Raw genomic sequence first — 15,895 nt, 5'->3', positions numbered from 1 at the left:
GAATATAGTAAGCGAAAGGATCGAGTTTCTAGTTGATGGAATTCAATGGCATGAAGAGAGCGAAGAATGTTGTGAAAAGTCGAAGAATAAGGGAGATGATCAAGTTGAATTTCACATGGGTCGCTGAACGGATCGGTATCGATTTGCATGTGATTGACTTGAAAAAAGAGGATGATCGACGATGGATGAAGGCGCTCATTTGGCCCGAACATAAAGACCGGCGCCAATTGTTTGAAAAGGCAGCCCGATGTCTGGAACAAACGCCGATTCGTCTGATCGAGGGAGACGGGGTTGAACTTCTCTCTGATCTTGTTGCACAAGTTCCGTCCGATACCGTTGTTTGCATCTTCCACACGCATGTCGCGAACCAAATGTCAGATGAGGCAAAGCGTGGATTGCTTGAGCAGCTTCGTGAAATCGGCCGCCAACGGGATTTGTTCCATGTGTATAACAATATGTGGGATCCGAAACTGCATCTGGATCGCATGATCAATGGCCGAGAATGCCGGCAAATCGTTGCCGAAACCGACGGCCATGCCCGCTGGTTTCGTTGGGAGGCGGATGGATGTGGATGAGGAGGCGACAAGGAAACGAAAAAAGAATTCCAAATAAAGTAAGATAACGACTCCCCCGTTCTCGTCCATACTAAACTGTAAAGATGGACGAAATGGGGGAAAACGATGAAACCGTTTGTGCCAAAACTTGTGTATTTCGAACCGGAGGCGTTGTCGTACCCGCTCGGAAAGGAATTGTACGAGAAATTTACACAAATGGGAATCGAGATTCGCGAGACGACATCGCACAACCAAGTGCGCGGCATTCCGGGAGAGACGGAGCTGGCCCGGTATCGAAATGCGAAATCGACGCTCGTTGTTGGCGTGCGGCGGACGCTGAAATTTGATTCATCGAAGCCGTCCGCCGAATACGCCATTCCGTTGGCAACCGGATGCATGGGTCATTGCCATTATTGCTATTTGCAAACGACATTAGGAAGCAAGCCATATATCCGCGTGTATGTCAACTTGGACGACATTTTCGCCCAGGCGCAAACGTATATTGACGAGCGCGCACCTGAGATCACTCGTTTCGAGGCGGCATGCACGTCCGACATTGTCGGGATCGATCATTTGACCCATTCGCTGAAAAAAGCGATTGAATTTATCGGCGCGACCGACTACGGGCGGCTCCGATTTGTGACGAAGTATGAGCATGTCGATCATTTGCTTGATGCCAAGCATAACGGCAAGACGCATTTTCGCTTCAGCGTCAATTCCCGCTATGTCATCCGCCATTTCGAGCCAGGGACGTCCTCTTTTGACGCGCGGCTTCAAGCCGCGCGCAAAGTGGCCGGTGCCGGCTATCAGCTCGGTTTTGTTGTTGCGCCGATTTACCGGCATGACGGCTGGGAACAAGGGTATTTTGAATTGTTTCAGGAGCTCGCCCGGCAATTGGAAGGAGTGGATTTATCTAGTTTGACGTTTGAGCTCATCCAGCATCGGTTTACCAAGCCGGCCAAGCGGGTCATCGAGCAGCGTTACCCGAAAACCAAGCTCGATTTGGACGAATCGAAGCGCAAGTATAAGTGGGGGCGGTACGGCATCGGCAAATACGTGTATCGTGACGAGGAGGCGCAGGAGCTGGAGGAAACCATGCGCTCGTATATTGCTCGCTTTTTTCCATCGGCCCAAGTGCAGTATTTTACGTAATGTTCCCTTCATGGTATAATAGGATTGATTGCTATTTTTTGTTTGCCTGGGCGGCCGACTGGCCCGGCAGCGTCTAGCCGAAATGGACAGGGCGGCCATGTTCATGAGAGATGCTGACGGCCGCTGCACTTGTCTGCGGCAGACAAACGTGATGGGAGGGGACAAACGTTGCCGACACCAAGCATGGAAGATTATATTGAGCAAATTTACATTTTGATTGAAGAAAAGGGCTATGCCCGTGTCTCTGACATCGCTGAAGCGTTGTCCGTCCATCCCTCCTCGGTGACGAAAATGGTGCAAAAGCTCGATAAAGATGAGTATTTAGTGTATGAGAAATACCGCGGACTCGTCTTGACGCCAAAAGGAAGAAAAATCGGCCAGCGGCTCGTCTACCGCCATGAGCTGCTTGAGCAGTTTCTCCGTTTGATCGGTGTCAGCGAAGAAAACATTTACCGCGACGTGGAAGGGATTGAACACCATTTGAGCTGGAACGCCATCGACCGGATCGGCGATTTGGTGCAGTATTTTCAAGAGGACGAACGCCGCCTTGAAGCGCTGCGCGATGTCCAAAAGCGCAATGAACAAGGAGAGTAAGCCGATGCTTGCTCTTTTTTGTTTGCCGTACTAAATGCCCTCCTTTTTTCTTACATATGTATAAACGGCAAAAAGGGGGAGGCGGCGGTGGACATTGATCTTGTCTTTTCCGGCGGCGGGGTGAAAGGGTTTGCGTTGCTTGGAGCGTATGAAGCGATTGAGGAAAAAGGTCTGCGCTGGAAGCGGCTTGCCGGCACGAGTGCGGGAGCGTTGCTTTCGGCGTTGCTATCGGCAGGCTACAGCGCCCGCGACATCGCCCGACTGCTTGAGGAGTTGGAGTTGGAGCAGTTTTTGGATGAACGGCCGCTATGGATTCCGTTTTCGCTTTGGAAATGGGTGCGCTTGTATTGGCATCTTGGGCTGTATCAAGGAAAGGCGTTTGAGCGGTGGCTCGAGGCGGCGCTCGCCGCCCGCGGCGTGCGGACGTTTCAAGATGTGCCGGCCGGCAGTTTGTATATCGTCGCTTCCGATGTGACGAACGGGCGCATCGTCGTGCTGCCGGACGATTTAGCCATATACGGCATTGACCCTGGGTCGTTTTCCATCGCCAAAGCAGTGCGGATGAGCATCAGCATTCCTTATTTCTTTGAGCCGGTCCGCCTTCGCGGGCGAAACGGTGTGGCTTTCATTGTCGACGGGGGGGTGCTCAGCAACTTTCCGCTGTTTTTGTTCGATGAAGAAAAGAAGAAAAAACGGCCGGTGCTGGGCGTTCAGCTGAGCCCAAAACCAGGGGAGCGGCCGAAACGAACGATCACCAATGCGCTCGATTTGTATGAGGCGCTGTTTGCGGCCATGAGAGAGGCGCATGATGCGCGCTACATTTCGCGTCGCCATGAAAAAAACATCGTCTTTTTGCCGGTGGACAACGTTATTTCTACGGAATTTTCCATCGAACTGGAAGCGCGCCGGCGCCTGATCGATTACGGACGCGAGCGGACGCGGCAGTTTTTGCGCCAATGGGCGTACTAGACGGGAAAGCGGCAATAGGGCACACCTCTGCCGCCGATTTTTCAGCTGAACGGCAGAGGCAAACAAAAAAGAATCAAGCTAAAACGAAGCTCGATTCTTTTTTTTGCCTTTTTTGCCCTCGATCACGGTCAAGTGCGGAATGGCCGTCCGTTTTTTCAGCGGCCGCTTCAGTTTCGCCGGCTTTGCTTGTTTGCGCCCGGAGCGGGGATGGAGCTTTTTCGACTGCCGCACCGCCTTTAAATACGATAACCGATCTTTATCGGTGCGGCGTTGGTATACGAACCGGTAGAAGAGATAAATGGCGGCCAAAAACAGCGCAACAAACAACAGCTGGCGGAACAGCACCGTCGGATGGGCAAAAAGGGTATAGACAATGCCAAGCGTTCCAAGCAAAATCATAAGCCCGACAAGCGGATGAATGGCCCGGCGCCGCAATGAGTCCACCCCCTTTGATCGATTACTGCACCGCTTGTTTCCTTTCGGCTTCCGCTTCCAAATCGAGAAGCCGCTGAAACGAGGCGATGGCCACTTCCACTTGGTCATCGTCCGGTTCTTTTGTCGTCAACCGCTGCAGCCATAGCCCGGGATAACCAAGCCAGCGAAGCAGCGGAATATCTCTCAATTTATTTGTAAACTGCAAGACTTCAAACGAAACGCCAAGCACGACAGGAATTAAAGCAAGCCTGTTTGCGATTCGCAGCCAAAGCGGATCCGTCGGCACGAACAAATAAAGGAATAAGCTGATCATGACCGTAAATAAAATGAAGCTGCTGCCGCATCGGTAGTGAAGGCGCGAGGCGCGCTGGACGTGCTCAACAGTGAGCGGCCACCCCGCTTCAAAGGCGTTGATGACTTTATGTTCCGCCCCGTGGTATTGGAACACGCGCCTAACAAGCGGCGTCAATGAAATAAAGTAAATGTAGCCGAGCAAAAGAGCAAGCTTAAAGGCTCCTTCAAGCAAAATTTGCCCCATTTTCCCCGGTACGAGCGGTTTAAAGGCGTCGGCGGCGAGCGCCGGAACGAGCGTAAAAATGGTTTTGGCGAATAAAAACGATAGCACGCCGATGACGGCGGCGCCGAGAATCAGCCCGAATTTGGAGCGGCTTTCTTCGGCGGCCTGTTTTTCGTCCGAGGACGCCTCATATTGTTCGCTGGCAAACTGCAAATGCTTGGCCCCGTTTGCGCTCGCCTCAATAATGGCGACAATGCCGCGGACAAACGGGATTTTTTTCAGGGCAGCCAGCGTCGGATGGCTGCGGCGAGGCAGCGTAAAATAGTCAATCGTCCCGTCATGGCGGCGAATAGCGGTGACGGAGTGCGTCTTGCCAGCAAACATCACCCCTTCAACGACCGCTTGGCCGCCGTATAACGGTTTCTCCATTGATGATTTCATCAGGCCAACACCAACCTATTTTTTATGTTTATTATTTTATTCTACAAGAAATATCCGGAAACCTCTAGGTTGATGCTACGATTATGATTTCCAAAAAATCCATGATTTACACAAGAGCGGTCATTTTTTTCGTTTGATTCATGGGACGGTCGGCTTTCGGTCATACTACCAGACAAGGAGGTGCACGATGATGGCGGAACAAAAAGGGGAGCTCGAGCAAGAGAAAACGGAGCGGCCGATGACGCTCATACAAAAAACGATCATCATCGGGTTTGTCGGCGGGGTGTTTTGGAGTTTGATCGGCTATTTGGCCTATTTTTTCCATTTCAGTGAAATCAGTCCGAATATGATTCTCATCCCGTGGGTGGCCGGGGACTGGAAATATGGGAAAGCCGGCAATTATGCGGCCATCGTGCTGATCGGCATCATTTCCATTGCGGCGGCGCTTTTGTACTATGCGTTCCTGCGCAAGATCGCCGGTATGTGGGCGGGAATTGTATATGGCGTGGTGCTTTGGATGATGGTCTTTTATTTGTTTAATCCACTGTTTCCAAACGTCCAACCAGTTGCAGACTTAGAAGCGAATACGATTATTACGACGCTTTGCCTATACATTTTATATGGCGTATTTGTCGGCTATTCGATTTCGTTTGAAACGCAAGAAATGAATCGACCGGCGTCAAATGTCGGAAAAGAGGAGGCAAATGAAGGAAACTGATGAAGCTTCTTTTCGCTCTCACCCGCTCGAGTGAGTGCTGCATCAAGCGCCGCGCGGATGTCTAGCGGAAACGACCATCTTTATGGTAAAATAAAGAAGGTTTTGGAACGTTTCAGCATCAGGCGTGTTGATGAACCAATAAAAACCAGATGAGAAGGCTCTGTTCCCAGTCTTTCTGCCGTCGTCGGCAAGCGGTTCGCTTGCCGACTGGGCATATGACGGCATGCTCTCCTCAAACAATGAACGCTTTGCTGGCAAATGACATTTGCCAGCCGGCGTTCTTGTTCGAGGGAAGAGACAGAAAAGCTTGTGTTCAGCCATATGATTCTGTGTTTTTTTATCAATTTGAAGTTTTCGAATTTGTAGCTTTTACTGAGCATTGGATCGGCGTGACGGAGGCAAGCAAAGGCTTGCCCTCGACAGTCGAAAAATCGATAAGTGGCTTTTCTGTCAAAGATATGTTAAACGTTTTGGTTGCACCTATATAGTAAAATAATGGATCATCAACACTTGTGTTTCACCATCAGTCCATGGCTGCTGCGGGCGCTGCGTGAAACTGGCGCGCCTACGAGGTCTTTCGCGTCATCCTGACCGCGAAGATTTTCTCCGCTCTCGACGCAGGCAGCCAAGGAGACGAGCACACTCTAAGGGAAGAGGAGACGGAAACATGGAAAAGCTGGAAAAGCTTCGGGAGCTTCTTGACGAGCAGCATATCGACGGGCTGTTAATCACAAACGGCTACAACCGCCGCTATTTGACCGGGTTTACTGGCACGGCCGGCGCTGTACTTGTCAGCCGTCAAGGGGCGGTGTTGGTTACGGACTTCCGCTACGTCGAACAAGCATCGAGGCAAGCCCAAGGGTTTGAAGTCGTCCAGCACAGCGGGCCGATCATCGAAGAAATTGCCAATCAGGTGAAGCGGCTTGGCATCAAGAGGCTTGGCTTTGAGCAAGAACATGTCACCTATGCCGCATACAAGTCGTATGAAGAAGCCATCCGCGCTGAACTCGTGCCAACGTCTTGGCTCGTAGAAAAATTGCGCTTGATTAAGTCAGAGGCAGAGATTAAGATATTAAAGGAAGCAGCAGAAATCGCCGATGCGGCGTTTTCGCACATTTTGTCGTTCATCCGTCCAGGCGTTAAAGAAATCGAAGTGGCGAATGAGCTGGAATTTTTTATGCGCAAACAAGGGGCGTCTTCGTCCTCCTTTGATACGATCGTTGCCTCCGGCTACCGTTCGGCGCTGCCGCACGGGGTGGCGTCAGAGAAAACGATCGAGCGCGGCGAGCTCGTCACGCTTGATTTCGGGGCTTACTATAAAGGGTATTGTTCCGATATGACGAGAACGGTCGCCGTCGGCGACATTAGCGCGGAGTTGCGGACGATCTATGACATCGTTCTTGAAGCGCAGCAACGAGGCATGAACGGGCTCAAGGCAGGCATGACCGGCAAGGAAGCCGATGCGCTCACGCGCGATTACATCCGCGAAAAAGGGTATGGCGACTATTTCGGCCATTCGACCGGCCATGGGATTGGATTGGAAATTCACGAAGGGCCGACGCTTTCGTTCCGTTCGGATGTCGTGCTTGAGCCAGGCATGGTTGTCACCGTCGAGCCGGGCATTTACATCCCGGGGCTTGGCGGGGTGCGCATCGAGGACGATACGGTCATCACTGCTGACGGGAACGAAGCGCTCACCCATTCGCCAAAAGAACTGATCATTTTATAATGGATTGCGTGAGGAGGATTTCGGCTAATGATTTCAGTCAACGATTTTCGCACAGGACTTACGATTGAGGTGGACGGCGAGATTTGGCGCGTCCTTGAATTCCAGCACGTCAAGCCGGGCAAGGGGGCGGCGTTCGTCCGTTCGAAGCTGCGCAATTTGCGCACCGGCGCCATTCAGGAGCGGACGTTCCGCGCCGGCGAAAAAGTGAACCGGGCGCAAATCGACACACGCAAAATGCAATATTTGTACGCCAACGGCGACCAACACGTTTTTATGGATATGGAAACGTACGAACAAATCGAGCTGCCGGCGAAACAAATCGAGCATGAACTGAAGTTCTTGAAAGAGAATATGGAAGTATTTATTATGATGTACCAAGGCGAAACGATCGGCGTCGAGCTGCCGAACACCGTCGAGCTGAAAGTCGTTGAAACAGAGCCGGGCATTAAAGGTGACACCGCTTCTGGCGGCTCGAAGCCGGCGAAGCTCGAAACCGGCCTTGTCGTTCAAGTGCCGTTTTTCGTCAACGAAGGCGACACGCTCATCATTAATACGGCCGATGGCACGTACGTTTCGCGGGCGTAAGCGCAAGCCCGACAGGCACCGTCTCGGACACCTTCCGGGGCGGTGTTTTTTATGCGCAAAATGGGCGCCGTTTTGCTCTCCCCCATCGTTTTCCTCAGTAAAAACTTCTTCTGAAACGGCTTGTTTTCGCATACGTTTGTACTAATCGATCCCATTTGGCAAAACAGGAGGGGAACATGAAACATTGGCTGCGATCGATCGACCCGTCCGTTATGGCCATGGCTGGCATGCGGATGGTGTCCGCGTTCATTGAACTGAGCGCGGCGCTGTTGATGCTTGTGTTCAATGACGTGAAAAAAGCGCTTGCCGTTAATGCTGCGCTTGCTGTCGTCGGTCCAACCGTCATGATGGTGACCATGGCGATTGGACTGCTTTCGCTTGCGGACGAGCTCTCGTTTTCACGGCTTGGGCTTGTGGCGCTCGGGATCGCGCTCATTTTGTTCGCGATTTACAAGTAAGGCATAAACGGCGCATTCCGCCCATACATATGAACTAGTCCACAAGAAAAGGGGGAGGGCCATGGAAGCGGTGTGGGGAATTTTGCCGAAAACGGTCGCCGCCGCGTTGCAGCACCATCTTCCTTCATGCCGCCGCGGAATTGAAGAAATCCGCATCCGCGTCTCCCGGCCGCTTGAGGTGATCGTCGACGGAACGGCCCGATTGCTGCCGTATGAAGTGACGAAAGAAGACGGCGTGCATTTGCTCAACAAATTGAGTCATTATTCGATCTATGCCGTCGAAGAAGAGCTGAAGCGCGGATTTATGACGATTGAGGGGGGGCATCGCGTTGGGCTGGCCGGCAAAGTCATTACTGAAGGGGGCAAGGTGAAAGCGATCCGCGATGTTTCCTCGTTTAACATTCGCATCGCCAAGGAACAGATCGGCATCGCCGAGCCGCTGATTCCGTATGTGTACGACGGCCGCTGGCGTCATACGATGATCATCGGCTCGCCGCAGACGGGAAAAACGACGCTCCTGCGCGATGCGGCGCGCTTGATTAGCAGCGGGACGGGGCGCATTCCGGCGCAAAAGGTGGCGATCGTTGACGAACGGTCGGAAATCGCTGGCTGTGTGAAAGGGATTCCTCAGTTTTCGTTCGGCCCGCGCCTTGACGTGTTGGACGCCTGCCCGAAAGCGGAAGGGATGATGATGATGATCCGCGCGATGAGCCCTGATGTCATGATTGTCGACGAAATCGGACGCGAGGAGGACAGCGAGGCAGTGCTTGAAGCGGCCAATGCTGGCGTCTCTGTATGGACGACTGTGCACGGCCGCAACATCCAAGACGTCTGGCAGCGTCCGACGCTCGGCCCGGTGATGGAACAAAAGGTGTTTGAACGGTTTATTGAGCTGACGAACATTCCCCATCCCGGCTCAATCCGACGCATTCTCGACGCTGGCGGAACGGTGCTGTATGAAAGGGCGGTGGTCCATCGATGAAATGGTTTGGCGCTCTGTTGATTCTCGCCGCCTCAACATGGCTTGGGTTTGCCGCCGCCCGCTTGTTGCACGAGCGGCCGCGCCAGCTCCGCCAGCTGAAAGCGGCGCTGAGGGCGCTTGAGGCGGAAGTGATGTATGGCCATACGCCGCTTGCCGACGCCGCTATGCATCTCGCCCGGCAAACGGCCGCCCCGTTGTCCGAATTGTTCGAGCGGTTTGCCGCCGCGTTATGCACAGAAGAAACGAGCGCCGCCGAGGCATGGGAAAAAAGCTTGCGAGCCGTATGGGGAAAAACCGCTCTAAAGCAAGGAGAATTTGAAGTGATGAAACAATTTGGCGCCACGCTTGGCCAATACGACCGGCTCACCCAGCAAAGGCAAATCGCGCTGGCGCTCGCCCATCTTGAGCGGGAGGAAGCGGAAGCGCTAGACAACCAAGCGCGCTACGCCAAGATGGCGAAAAGTTTAGGCGTGTTGGCCGGCCTGCTGCTCGTCATTTTACTCATGTAGACAGGAGGCAGAATCATGGGCATCGATGTCGATCTCATTTTGAAAATCGCCGGCGTCGGCATCGTCATCGCGTTTTTGCATACGGTGCTCGATCAGATGGGGAGGAAAGAATACGCCCAATGGGTGACGCTGCTCGGCTTTATTTATATTTTGTTTATGGTCGCTTCCATCGTCAGCGACTTGTTCCAAAAAATCAAGGATGTCTTTTTGTTCCGCGGGTAGGAGGGATCGGCCATTGACATTTTGCAAATCGTCGGCCTCGGGTTGATCGCGACGTTTTTGATCGTGTTGCTGCAAGAGCAAAAGTCGAATCTGGCCTTTTTGTTGACCGTGTTTGTCGGCTGCACCATTTTTCTGTTGTTGGTCGATCAAATCAGCAGCATTTTGGCGATGTTGCGAAAAATGGCCGAAGGCGCCCATATTCAGATGGTGTATTTAGAGACGATGCTGAAAATCATCGGCATTGCCTACATTGCCGAGTTCGCCGCGCAAATTTCCAAAGACGCCGGCCAAGGGGCGATCGCCGCCAAAATTGAGCTCGGCGGCAAAATCGTCATTTTGGCGCTGGCTGTTCCGATTTTAACCGCGATCATCGAAGCGGTCATCGGCCTCATCCCGTCGGCGCGCTAAAGGGGGGAACGGATTGAAGCGAACAGCGTTCCTTATTGTCGGGCTGCTTTCTCTCTTTTTTTGCCCGTTGGTCGTACAAGCCGCAAGCGATGGACCGTCGGTCAGCGAGCAGCTCGCTCAGCTCGATGTGAGCGATATCCGCCGCTATTGGGAAACGATCGTCAGCGAGTATGGCGGGTTTTTGCCGGAAAGCGAGAAAGGGCCGCTCACCGATTTTTTAAGCGGCGACAAGCAATGGTCGCCGTCCGAATGGCTGAAGGCGCTCGCCCGCTATTTGTTTTATGAACTGCAGGTGAACGGCAAACTGCTCGGCACGCTCATTTTGCTTGCTGTCTTCAGCACGGTGCTGCAATCGCTGCAAAATGCATTCGCTCAGCAGGAAGTAAGCAAAATCGCCCAGGCGGTCGTCTATATGGTGCTCTTGTTGATCGCCTTAAACAGCTTTCGCCTCGCGGCGGATTATGCGCTTGAGGCGGTGCGGACGATGAGCCATTTCATCATCGCCCTCGTTCCGCTGCTGCTCGCCCTGCTCGCCACTTCCGGCGGGGTCGCGTCGGCGGCGTTTTTCCACCCGATCATTTTGTTTGTGATGAACACCACCGGCACGGTCGTTGAATACGTCACCTTGCCGCTTTTGCTTCTGGCTGCGCTGCTTTCGGTCGTCAGCACGCTCAGCGACCGTTACAAGGCGACTCAGCTCGCCGATTTGCTCAACAAAGCCGCCCTCGGTTTGCTCGGCCTCATTTTGACCGTGTTCCTTGGCGTCATGTCCGTGCGAGGAGCGACAGCGGCCGTGGCTGACGGCGTGGCGCTCCGGGCGGCGAAATTTGTCACCGGCAATTTCATCCCGGTCGTCGGCAAGCTGTTCACCGATGCCGCCGATACGGTCGTCGCCGCTTCCATGCTGTTGAAAAATACGGTCGGGTTGGTGGGGGCGGCGATTTTGCTCATGATCGCCATCTTTCCAGCGGTGAAAATTTTCGCCGTCGTCATCGTCTACAAACTATCGGCTGCTCTTCTGCAGCCGCTTGGCGGCGGACCGGTATTGTCCTGCCTCAACATCATCGGCAAAAGCATCGCTTACGTGCTGGCAGCGCTGCTCATTGTGTCGCTCATGTTTTTCTTAAGCCTCACCGTCATGGTGATGGCCGGGAACATTACGATGATGGTCCGCTAGGGGGAGCGCTATGCAGCTAGTCATTGAGTGGGTGACAAACATCATTTTGTTTTTGTTGTTTGCTATCATCATCGATTTTTTGCTGCCGTCGGGGACGATGCAAAAATACGTGAAAATGGCTGTCGGGCTTATGCTCGTTCTCGTGATGCTCGCTCCGGTACTCAGGCTCGCTTCCGTTGATCCCGAGCAGCTCATCGCGTCGGCGCTCGTCCATTTTTCCAACGGCCGTGCGGGGGAGGAGGCAATAAAAAATCAAATCGAACAGCAGAAAAAAGAAATACAAGCCTCGCAACGCGCATATATTTTAAAACAAATGGCTGTCCAGCTCGAAAACGATGTCAATGAGGAGTTGATGGAAAAGTATGGGCTGAAAGCGGATGTCAACGTTTACGCCAAGCCAGGCGACGACTGGCGCATGCCGGATGACATCAAGACGATTGAGGTCGTCCTTTCGAAACAGAAGTCAGCCGGTTCGGTGGAACCGGTTGTCATCGATACGACGAAGCCGCCGGCTTTGCCGGAGGGCGATGCTTCGCTGGCAGAGGAGGTGCGCGCTTTTCTCGCCGGCCGATGGGAAATCGATGAAGATAAAATTGACGTGCAATTTAGGGGGAGGGAATAGAGGGGGGATGTTGCCGCTCATCAAACGGCTCTTTTCTTCAGCGCCGAAAGACGGGGAAGGAGCACAGAAAAAATGGCCGTTTTCGTACGTCGTCGTCCTGCTGTTGGCTGGTGTCGCCTTGATGGCGGCAAGCCATTGGGCAAACAGTGGAGAGGAAGCCGAAGCGAAGCCTTCCGCCGGGCAGCCGTCCGCTCCAGCCGAGCCGGCATTCCTGGCAAGCAAGGAGACGAAAGAGAAAGTGATCGCCGCCTATGAGGAGCGGTACGAAAAAGAACTGAAAGCCGCTCTTGAGGCGATCGAAGGGGTGGATGATGTCACGGTCGTCGTCAATCTCGATTCCACGGAGTTGAAACTGTATGAGAAAAAGCGTTCGACTCAGCAGCAGACAACGGAAGAGAGCGACAAGGAAGGCGGGAAGCGGACGATCGAAAACGAGTCGACCAATGAAGAAGTCATCATTATTCATAACGGCGAAGAAGAAACGCCGCTTGTCGTCGCCACGAAAAAGCCGGACATCCGCGGCGTTCTCGTTGTCGCCAAAGGGGCGGATAATTTGCAAATCAAAAAATGGATCGTCGAGGCGGTGACGCGCGTGTTAAACGTTCCGAGCTACCGCGTCGCTGTCTTGCCGAAAAAATGACCGGGTAAGGGGAGGAGATCGGCATGTTGAAAAAACAAACCGTATGGCTGTTGACGATGTTGAGCTTGGTCGTTGTGCTGTCGGTCTATTACGTGACAGCTCCAAAAAATATGAACGACAGTCCGGCATTTACCGCCAATAAGAAAACGGAAAAAACAACCGATCAGCCGAGCGTCGCTGTCGAAGAGGCGAAAAAGCCGTCCGCGTCTGGCGAAACGGGCGACGACTTGTTTACAGCGCTGCGCATGAAAATTGAGGATGAACGGAGCCGGCTGCGCGATGAGCTGAACGCCATTGTCGCTTCAGCGAACGCGACGGCGGAAGAAAAAAGTGAAGCGCTCGACAAAATTGAAAAATTGCAAGCATTGTCCGAAAAAGAAGCAACGTTGGAGACGCTCATCAAATCGAAAGGCGGTTATGAAGACGTGCTCGTGCGCGCCGATGACAACCAAGTGCGCGTGACGATCAAATCGAAACAAAGCTCAGCGAAATCGGCGAATGAAGTCATTCATATGGTGAAAAAAGAAATACCCGATGCTGAATACGTGACGGTTGAGTTTCAGCCGGCTGGATGAACGCGCTGCTCTTTAGGGCAGCTTCTTTTTTTGCGGAAAAGTCTTTTGTTTGTCCTACTGTTGTGTGTATAATCGTTATGGACACGTTTAGGCACCGCCAGAAAGGAACGGGCTGCACGATACTTGGAGAAAGGTGTGAGATCGATGAAAATTCAAGAAATCCGTGAATTGATCCGCTTGGTCGACCAGTCCTCAATTGACGAATTCGTATACGAACAAGGCGAAACAAAAGTACATATGAAAAAAGGAACGGCTGCTGTCGCCGTTGCGTCGGCTGCGGCCGCACAGACGGCGGTCGCGCCGCCGGCGCCTGCCGCTCCGGCAGCGGTCGAACCGGCTTCGGCAGCTGCTCCCGTTCAAGCAGCGGCCTCAGAAGCGCCGGCACCGAAAGCGGAAACGCCGGTAGTCAAAGAAGAAAAGCCGGCTGTGGAAGGCAACTTGCATCAAATTACTTCGCCGATGGTCGGCACGTTCTACGCAGCGCCGGCGCCGGACAAGCCGCCGTATGTGAAGCCGGGCGACAAAGTGAAAAAAGATACGGTCGTTTGCATCATCGAGGCGATGAAGCTGTTTAATGAAATTGAAGCGGAAGTCGATGGCGAAATTGTCGAGGTGTTGGTGCAAAACGGCCAGCTCGTCGAATATGGCCAGCCGTTGTTTTTAGTCAAGCCTGAATAAGGGAGAGAACGGACGATGATCAAAAAAGTGTTGGTGGCGAACCGCGGGGAAATCGCCGTCCGCATCATCCGCGCCTGCCGCGAGCTTGGGATTGAGACGGTCGCTGTCTTTTCGCAAGCCGACCGCGACGCCTTGCACGTGCAGCTGGCTGATGAGGCGTACTGCATCGGGCCGACCGCTTCGAAAGACAGCTATTTAAATTTCACAAACATTATGAGCGTCGCCACGCTGACTGGCTGTGACGCCATCCACCCCGGTTACGGGTTTTTGGCGGAAAATGAAGCGTTCGCGGAGCTGTGCCGTGAATGCAACGTGACATTTATCGGCCCAAGTCCGGAAGCGATTGCAAAAATGGGCATGAAAGACATCGCTCGCGAGACGATGCGCGAGGCGGGGGTGCCGATCGTGCCTGGGTCGCGCGGGGTGATCGAAAGCCTTGATGAGGCGCGGGCGATTGCCGAAGAGATCGGCTATCCGGTCATCATTAAAGCGACGGCCGGCGGCGGCGGGAAAGGAATCCGCGTCGCCCGCGACGAAGGCGAGCTCGTCAAAGGCATCAACATCACCCAGCAGGAAGCGGCGACGGCGTTTGGCAACCCAGGCGTCTATATTGAAAAATATATCGAAGATTTCCGCCATGTCGAAATTCAAGTGCTCGCTGATTCGTACGGCAATACGATTCATCTCGGTGAGCGCGACTGCTCGATCCAGCGCCGGCTGCAAAAACTGGTCGAGGAAGCGCCGTCGCCGGCCATTGACGACGAGATGCGCCGGAAGATGGGCGAGGCAGCCGTCAAGGCGGCAAAAGCGGTCAACTACACCGGCGCCGGCACGGTTGAATTTATTTATGACCACCGGAACAAGCAATTTTACTTCATGGAGATGAATACGCGCATTCAAGTCGAGCATCCGGTCACCGAACTGATCACCGGCATCGATTTGGTCAAGGAGCAAATCCGCATCGCCGCCGGTGAAAAGCTGTCGATCACCCAAGAGGACGTCACGTTTAACGGCTGGGCGATCGAGTGCCGGATCAACGCCGAAAATCCAGCGAAAAACTTTATGCCGTCGCCGGGGAAAATCGCCATGTACCTGCCGCCGGGCGGCCCGGGCGTGCGCGTCGATTCCGCCGTCTATCCAGGCTATACGATCCCGCCGTATTATGATTCGATGATCGCCAAATTGATCGTTCATGCGCCGACGCGTGCGGAAGCGATCGCCCGCATGAGACGGGCGCTTTCGGAGTTTATCATCGAAGGCATTCATACAACGATTCCGTTCCACATAAAATTAATGGAGCATGAGAATTTTCAAAGCGGTGAGTTTAATACGAAGTTTTTGGAGTTATATGATATTATGAAGGCGGAATAGGAGGTGCCTTATGTCTGAGCATGTCTTTGAAACAGAGCAAGTGTACCCGGCGCTCGGCAAGGTGGAAATTGCACCGGAAGTGATTGAGGTGATCGCTGGCATCGCGGCGTCAGAAGTCGACGGCATCGCGCAAATGCGCGGCAATTTTGCCGCCGGCGTCGCCGAGCGGTTTGGAAAGAAACACCATGGCAAAGGCGTCAAGGTTGATTTGCGCGACGACGGCGTCGTCATCGATCTTTATTGCCTCGTCCAGTTTGGCGCATCGATTCCGAACGTGGCGAAAAAGGTGCAGGAAAATGTGCGCCAGGCGCTTTGGAACATGACCGGCCTCGAGGCGAGCGAAGTGAACGTTCATATCGTCGGCATCCAGTTTGAGGGCGGCAAGCAGGAACAAGGCGTGGTCGAACAGTGATCTCGCAAGGCAGTTGCTTTTTCGGCGGCTGCCTTTTTGTTTTTTTGGCCAAAGTTTGTTATTGTAATGAACGAGGCCGTTATGGCGCAACCAACGGCAGCGCGAATGATTTGTGGGAAAAGGCTGGCTTTTTCCGAAAAATATGAT

At 53.4% G+C, this 15,895-nt stretch carries 21 protein-coding genes; 19 read left to right on the top strand and 2 right to left on the bottom strand.

What is annotated here, in order from left to right; all coding sequences use genetic code 11:
* Nucleotides 1-95: 95 nt before the first annotated feature.
* From QWV57_RS12325 to QWV57_RS12310, 4 genes are all read left to right on the top strand, one after another.
* On the top strand, nucleotides 96-575 hold the full coding sequence (locus QWV57_RS12325) for a DUF2332 domain-containing protein (RefSeq protein WP_230982701.1): 480 nt from the start codon (nucleotides 96-98) through the stop codon (nucleotides 573-575).
* A 105-nt stretch (nucleotides 576-680) separates the two neighbouring features.
* Nucleotides 681-1,706, top strand: coding sequence for a spore photoproduct lyase (gene splB, locus QWV57_RS12320; protein WP_301099939.1), 1,026 nt, complete (start codon nucleotides 681-683; stop codon nucleotides 1,704-1,706).
* Nucleotides 1,707-1,874: 168 nt separating this feature from the next.
* A complete protein-coding gene (gene mntR / locus QWV57_RS12315; RefSeq protein ID WP_011231898.1) occupies nucleotides 1,875-2,300 on the top strand; it encodes a transcriptional regulator MntR in 426 nt (141 codons plus the stop codon).
* Nucleotides 2,301-2,387: 87 nt separating this feature from the next.
* A complete protein-coding gene (locus tag QWV57_RS12310) occupies nucleotides 2,388-3,269 on the top strand; it encodes a patatin-like phospholipase family protein (protein WP_015375384.1) in 882 nt (293 codons plus the stop codon).
* 78 nt (nucleotides 3,270-3,347) lie between these two features.
* Here QWV57_RS12310 and QWV57_RS12305 read toward each other — a convergent pair whose 3' ends face one another.
* Both QWV57_RS12305 and QWV57_RS12300 read right to left on the bottom strand, forming a co-directional pair.
* On the bottom strand, nucleotides 3,348-3,704 hold the full coding sequence (locus QWV57_RS12305; RefSeq protein ID WP_013144760.1) for an SA1362 family protein: 357 nt from the start codon (nucleotides 3,702-3,704) through the stop codon (nucleotides 3,348-3,350).
* Nucleotides 3,705-3,726: 22 nt separating this feature from the next.
* The gene (locus tag QWV57_RS12300; protein ID WP_015375383.1) at nucleotides 3,727-4,662 is read right to left on the bottom strand and encodes a DUF1385 domain-containing protein; all 936 of its coding nucleotides are present in this window, start codon (nucleotides 4,660-4,662) and stop codon (nucleotides 3,727-3,729) included.
* 187 nt (nucleotides 4,663-4,849) lie between these two features.
* Here QWV57_RS12300 and QWV57_RS12295 point away from each other — a divergent pair, with 187 nt between their 5' ends.
* The 15 genes from QWV57_RS12295 to QWV57_RS12225 all read left to right on the top strand — a co-directional run bounded on the left by QWV57_RS12295 (nucleotide 4,850) and on the right by QWV57_RS12225 (nucleotide 15,748).
* Entirely contained in the window at nucleotides 4,850-5,380 is a 531-nt protein-coding gene (locus QWV57_RS12295; protein WP_015375382.1) for a YqhR family membrane protein, read from the top strand.
* Nucleotides 5,381-6,047: 667 nt separating this feature from the next.
* Complete coding sequence (locus QWV57_RS12290; protein ID WP_015375381.1) at nucleotides 6,048-7,109, top strand: M24 family metallopeptidase; 1,062 nt, start codon at nucleotides 6,048-6,050, stop codon at nucleotides 7,107-7,109.
* A 27-nt stretch (nucleotides 7,110-7,136) separates the two neighbouring features.
* A complete protein-coding gene (gene efp / locus QWV57_RS12285; protein WP_011231892.1) occupies nucleotides 7,137-7,694 on the top strand; it encodes an elongation factor P in 558 nt (185 codons plus the stop codon).
* 176 nt (nucleotides 7,695-7,870) lie between these two features.
* A complete protein-coding gene (locus QWV57_RS12280; RefSeq protein WP_011231891.1) occupies nucleotides 7,871-8,152 on the top strand; it encodes a YqhV family protein in 282 nt (93 codons plus the stop codon).
* Nucleotides 8,153-8,213: 61 nt separating this feature from the next.
* Entirely contained in the window at nucleotides 8,214-9,134 is a 921-nt protein-coding gene (spoIIIAA, locus tag QWV57_RS12275) for a stage III sporulation protein AA (RefSeq protein ID WP_060787685.1), read from the top strand.
* On the top strand, nucleotides 9,131-9,643 hold the full coding sequence (gene spoIIIAB, locus QWV57_RS12270) for a stage III sporulation protein SpoIIIAB (RefSeq protein ID WP_301099938.1): 513 nt from the start codon (nucleotides 9,131-9,133) through the stop codon (nucleotides 9,641-9,643). Before spoIIIAA ends, spoIIIAB begins: the two co-directional genes overlap by 4 nt.
* A gap of 15 nt (nucleotides 9,644-9,658) precedes the next feature.
* Nucleotides 9,659-9,865, top strand: a complete 207-nt coding sequence (gene spoIIIAC / locus QWV57_RS12265) for a stage III sporulation protein AC (protein WP_011231888.1) — start codon at nucleotides 9,659-9,661, stop codon at nucleotides 9,863-9,865.
* 21 nt (nucleotides 9,866-9,886) lie between these two features.
* A complete protein-coding gene (spoIIIAD, locus tag QWV57_RS12260; protein ID WP_301099937.1) occupies nucleotides 9,887-10,273 on the top strand; it encodes a stage III sporulation protein AD in 387 nt (128 codons plus the stop codon).
* A 13-nt stretch (nucleotides 10,274-10,286) separates the two neighbouring features.
* Nucleotides 10,287-11,450 (top strand): stage III sporulation protein AE, encoded by a 1,164-nt coding sequence (spoIIIAE, locus tag QWV57_RS12255; RefSeq protein WP_301099936.1) that lies wholly within the window; start codon nucleotides 10,287-10,289, stop codon nucleotides 11,448-11,450.
* 10 nt (nucleotides 11,451-11,460) lie between these two features.
* Nucleotides 11,461-12,072, top strand: coding sequence for a stage III sporulation protein AF (spoIIIAF, locus tag QWV57_RS12250; protein ID WP_015375379.1), 612 nt, complete (start codon nucleotides 11,461-11,463; stop codon nucleotides 12,070-12,072).
* 7 nt (nucleotides 12,073-12,079) lie between these two features.
* Nucleotides 12,080-12,712 carry a stage III sporulation protein AG gene (gene spoIIIAG / locus QWV57_RS12245; RefSeq protein ID WP_011231884.1) on the top strand — a complete coding sequence of 211 codons (633 nt, stop codon included), beginning with the start codon at nucleotides 12,080-12,082 and terminating at the stop codon, nucleotides 12,710-12,712.
* A gap of 23 nt (nucleotides 12,713-12,735) precedes the next feature.
* Nucleotides 12,736-13,287, top strand: a complete 552-nt coding sequence (locus QWV57_RS12240; protein WP_020756962.1) for a SpoIIIAH-like family protein — start codon at nucleotides 12,736-12,738, stop codon at nucleotides 13,285-13,287.
* Nucleotides 13,288-13,431: 144 nt separating this feature from the next.
* Nucleotides 13,432-13,965: an acetyl-CoA carboxylase biotin carboxyl carrier protein gene (gene accB, locus QWV57_RS12235; protein WP_011231882.1), complete on the top strand. Its 534-nt coding sequence runs from the start codon at nucleotides 13,432-13,434 to the stop codon at nucleotides 13,963-13,965.
* Nucleotides 13,966-13,980: 15 nt separating this feature from the next.
* Nucleotides 13,981-15,336 carry an acetyl-CoA carboxylase biotin carboxylase subunit gene (accC, locus tag QWV57_RS12230; protein ID WP_060787684.1) on the top strand — a complete coding sequence of 452 codons (1,356 nt, stop codon included), beginning with the start codon at nucleotides 13,981-13,983 and terminating at the stop codon, nucleotides 15,334-15,336.
* A gap of 10 nt (nucleotides 15,337-15,346) precedes the next feature.
* Nucleotides 15,347-15,748, top strand: coding sequence for an Asp23/Gls24 family envelope stress response protein (locus QWV57_RS12225; RefSeq protein ID WP_011231880.1), 402 nt, complete (start codon nucleotides 15,347-15,349; stop codon nucleotides 15,746-15,748).
* Nucleotides 15,749-15,895: the final 147 nt, after the last annotated feature.

This window comes from Geobacillus zalihae, assembly GCF_030414215.1.
GTDB classification, from domain to species: Bacteria; Bacillota; Bacilli; order Bacillales; family Anoxybacillaceae; genus Geobacillus; species Geobacillus zalihae.
This window is presented reverse-complemented; position numbering and strand designations above follow the sequence as displayed.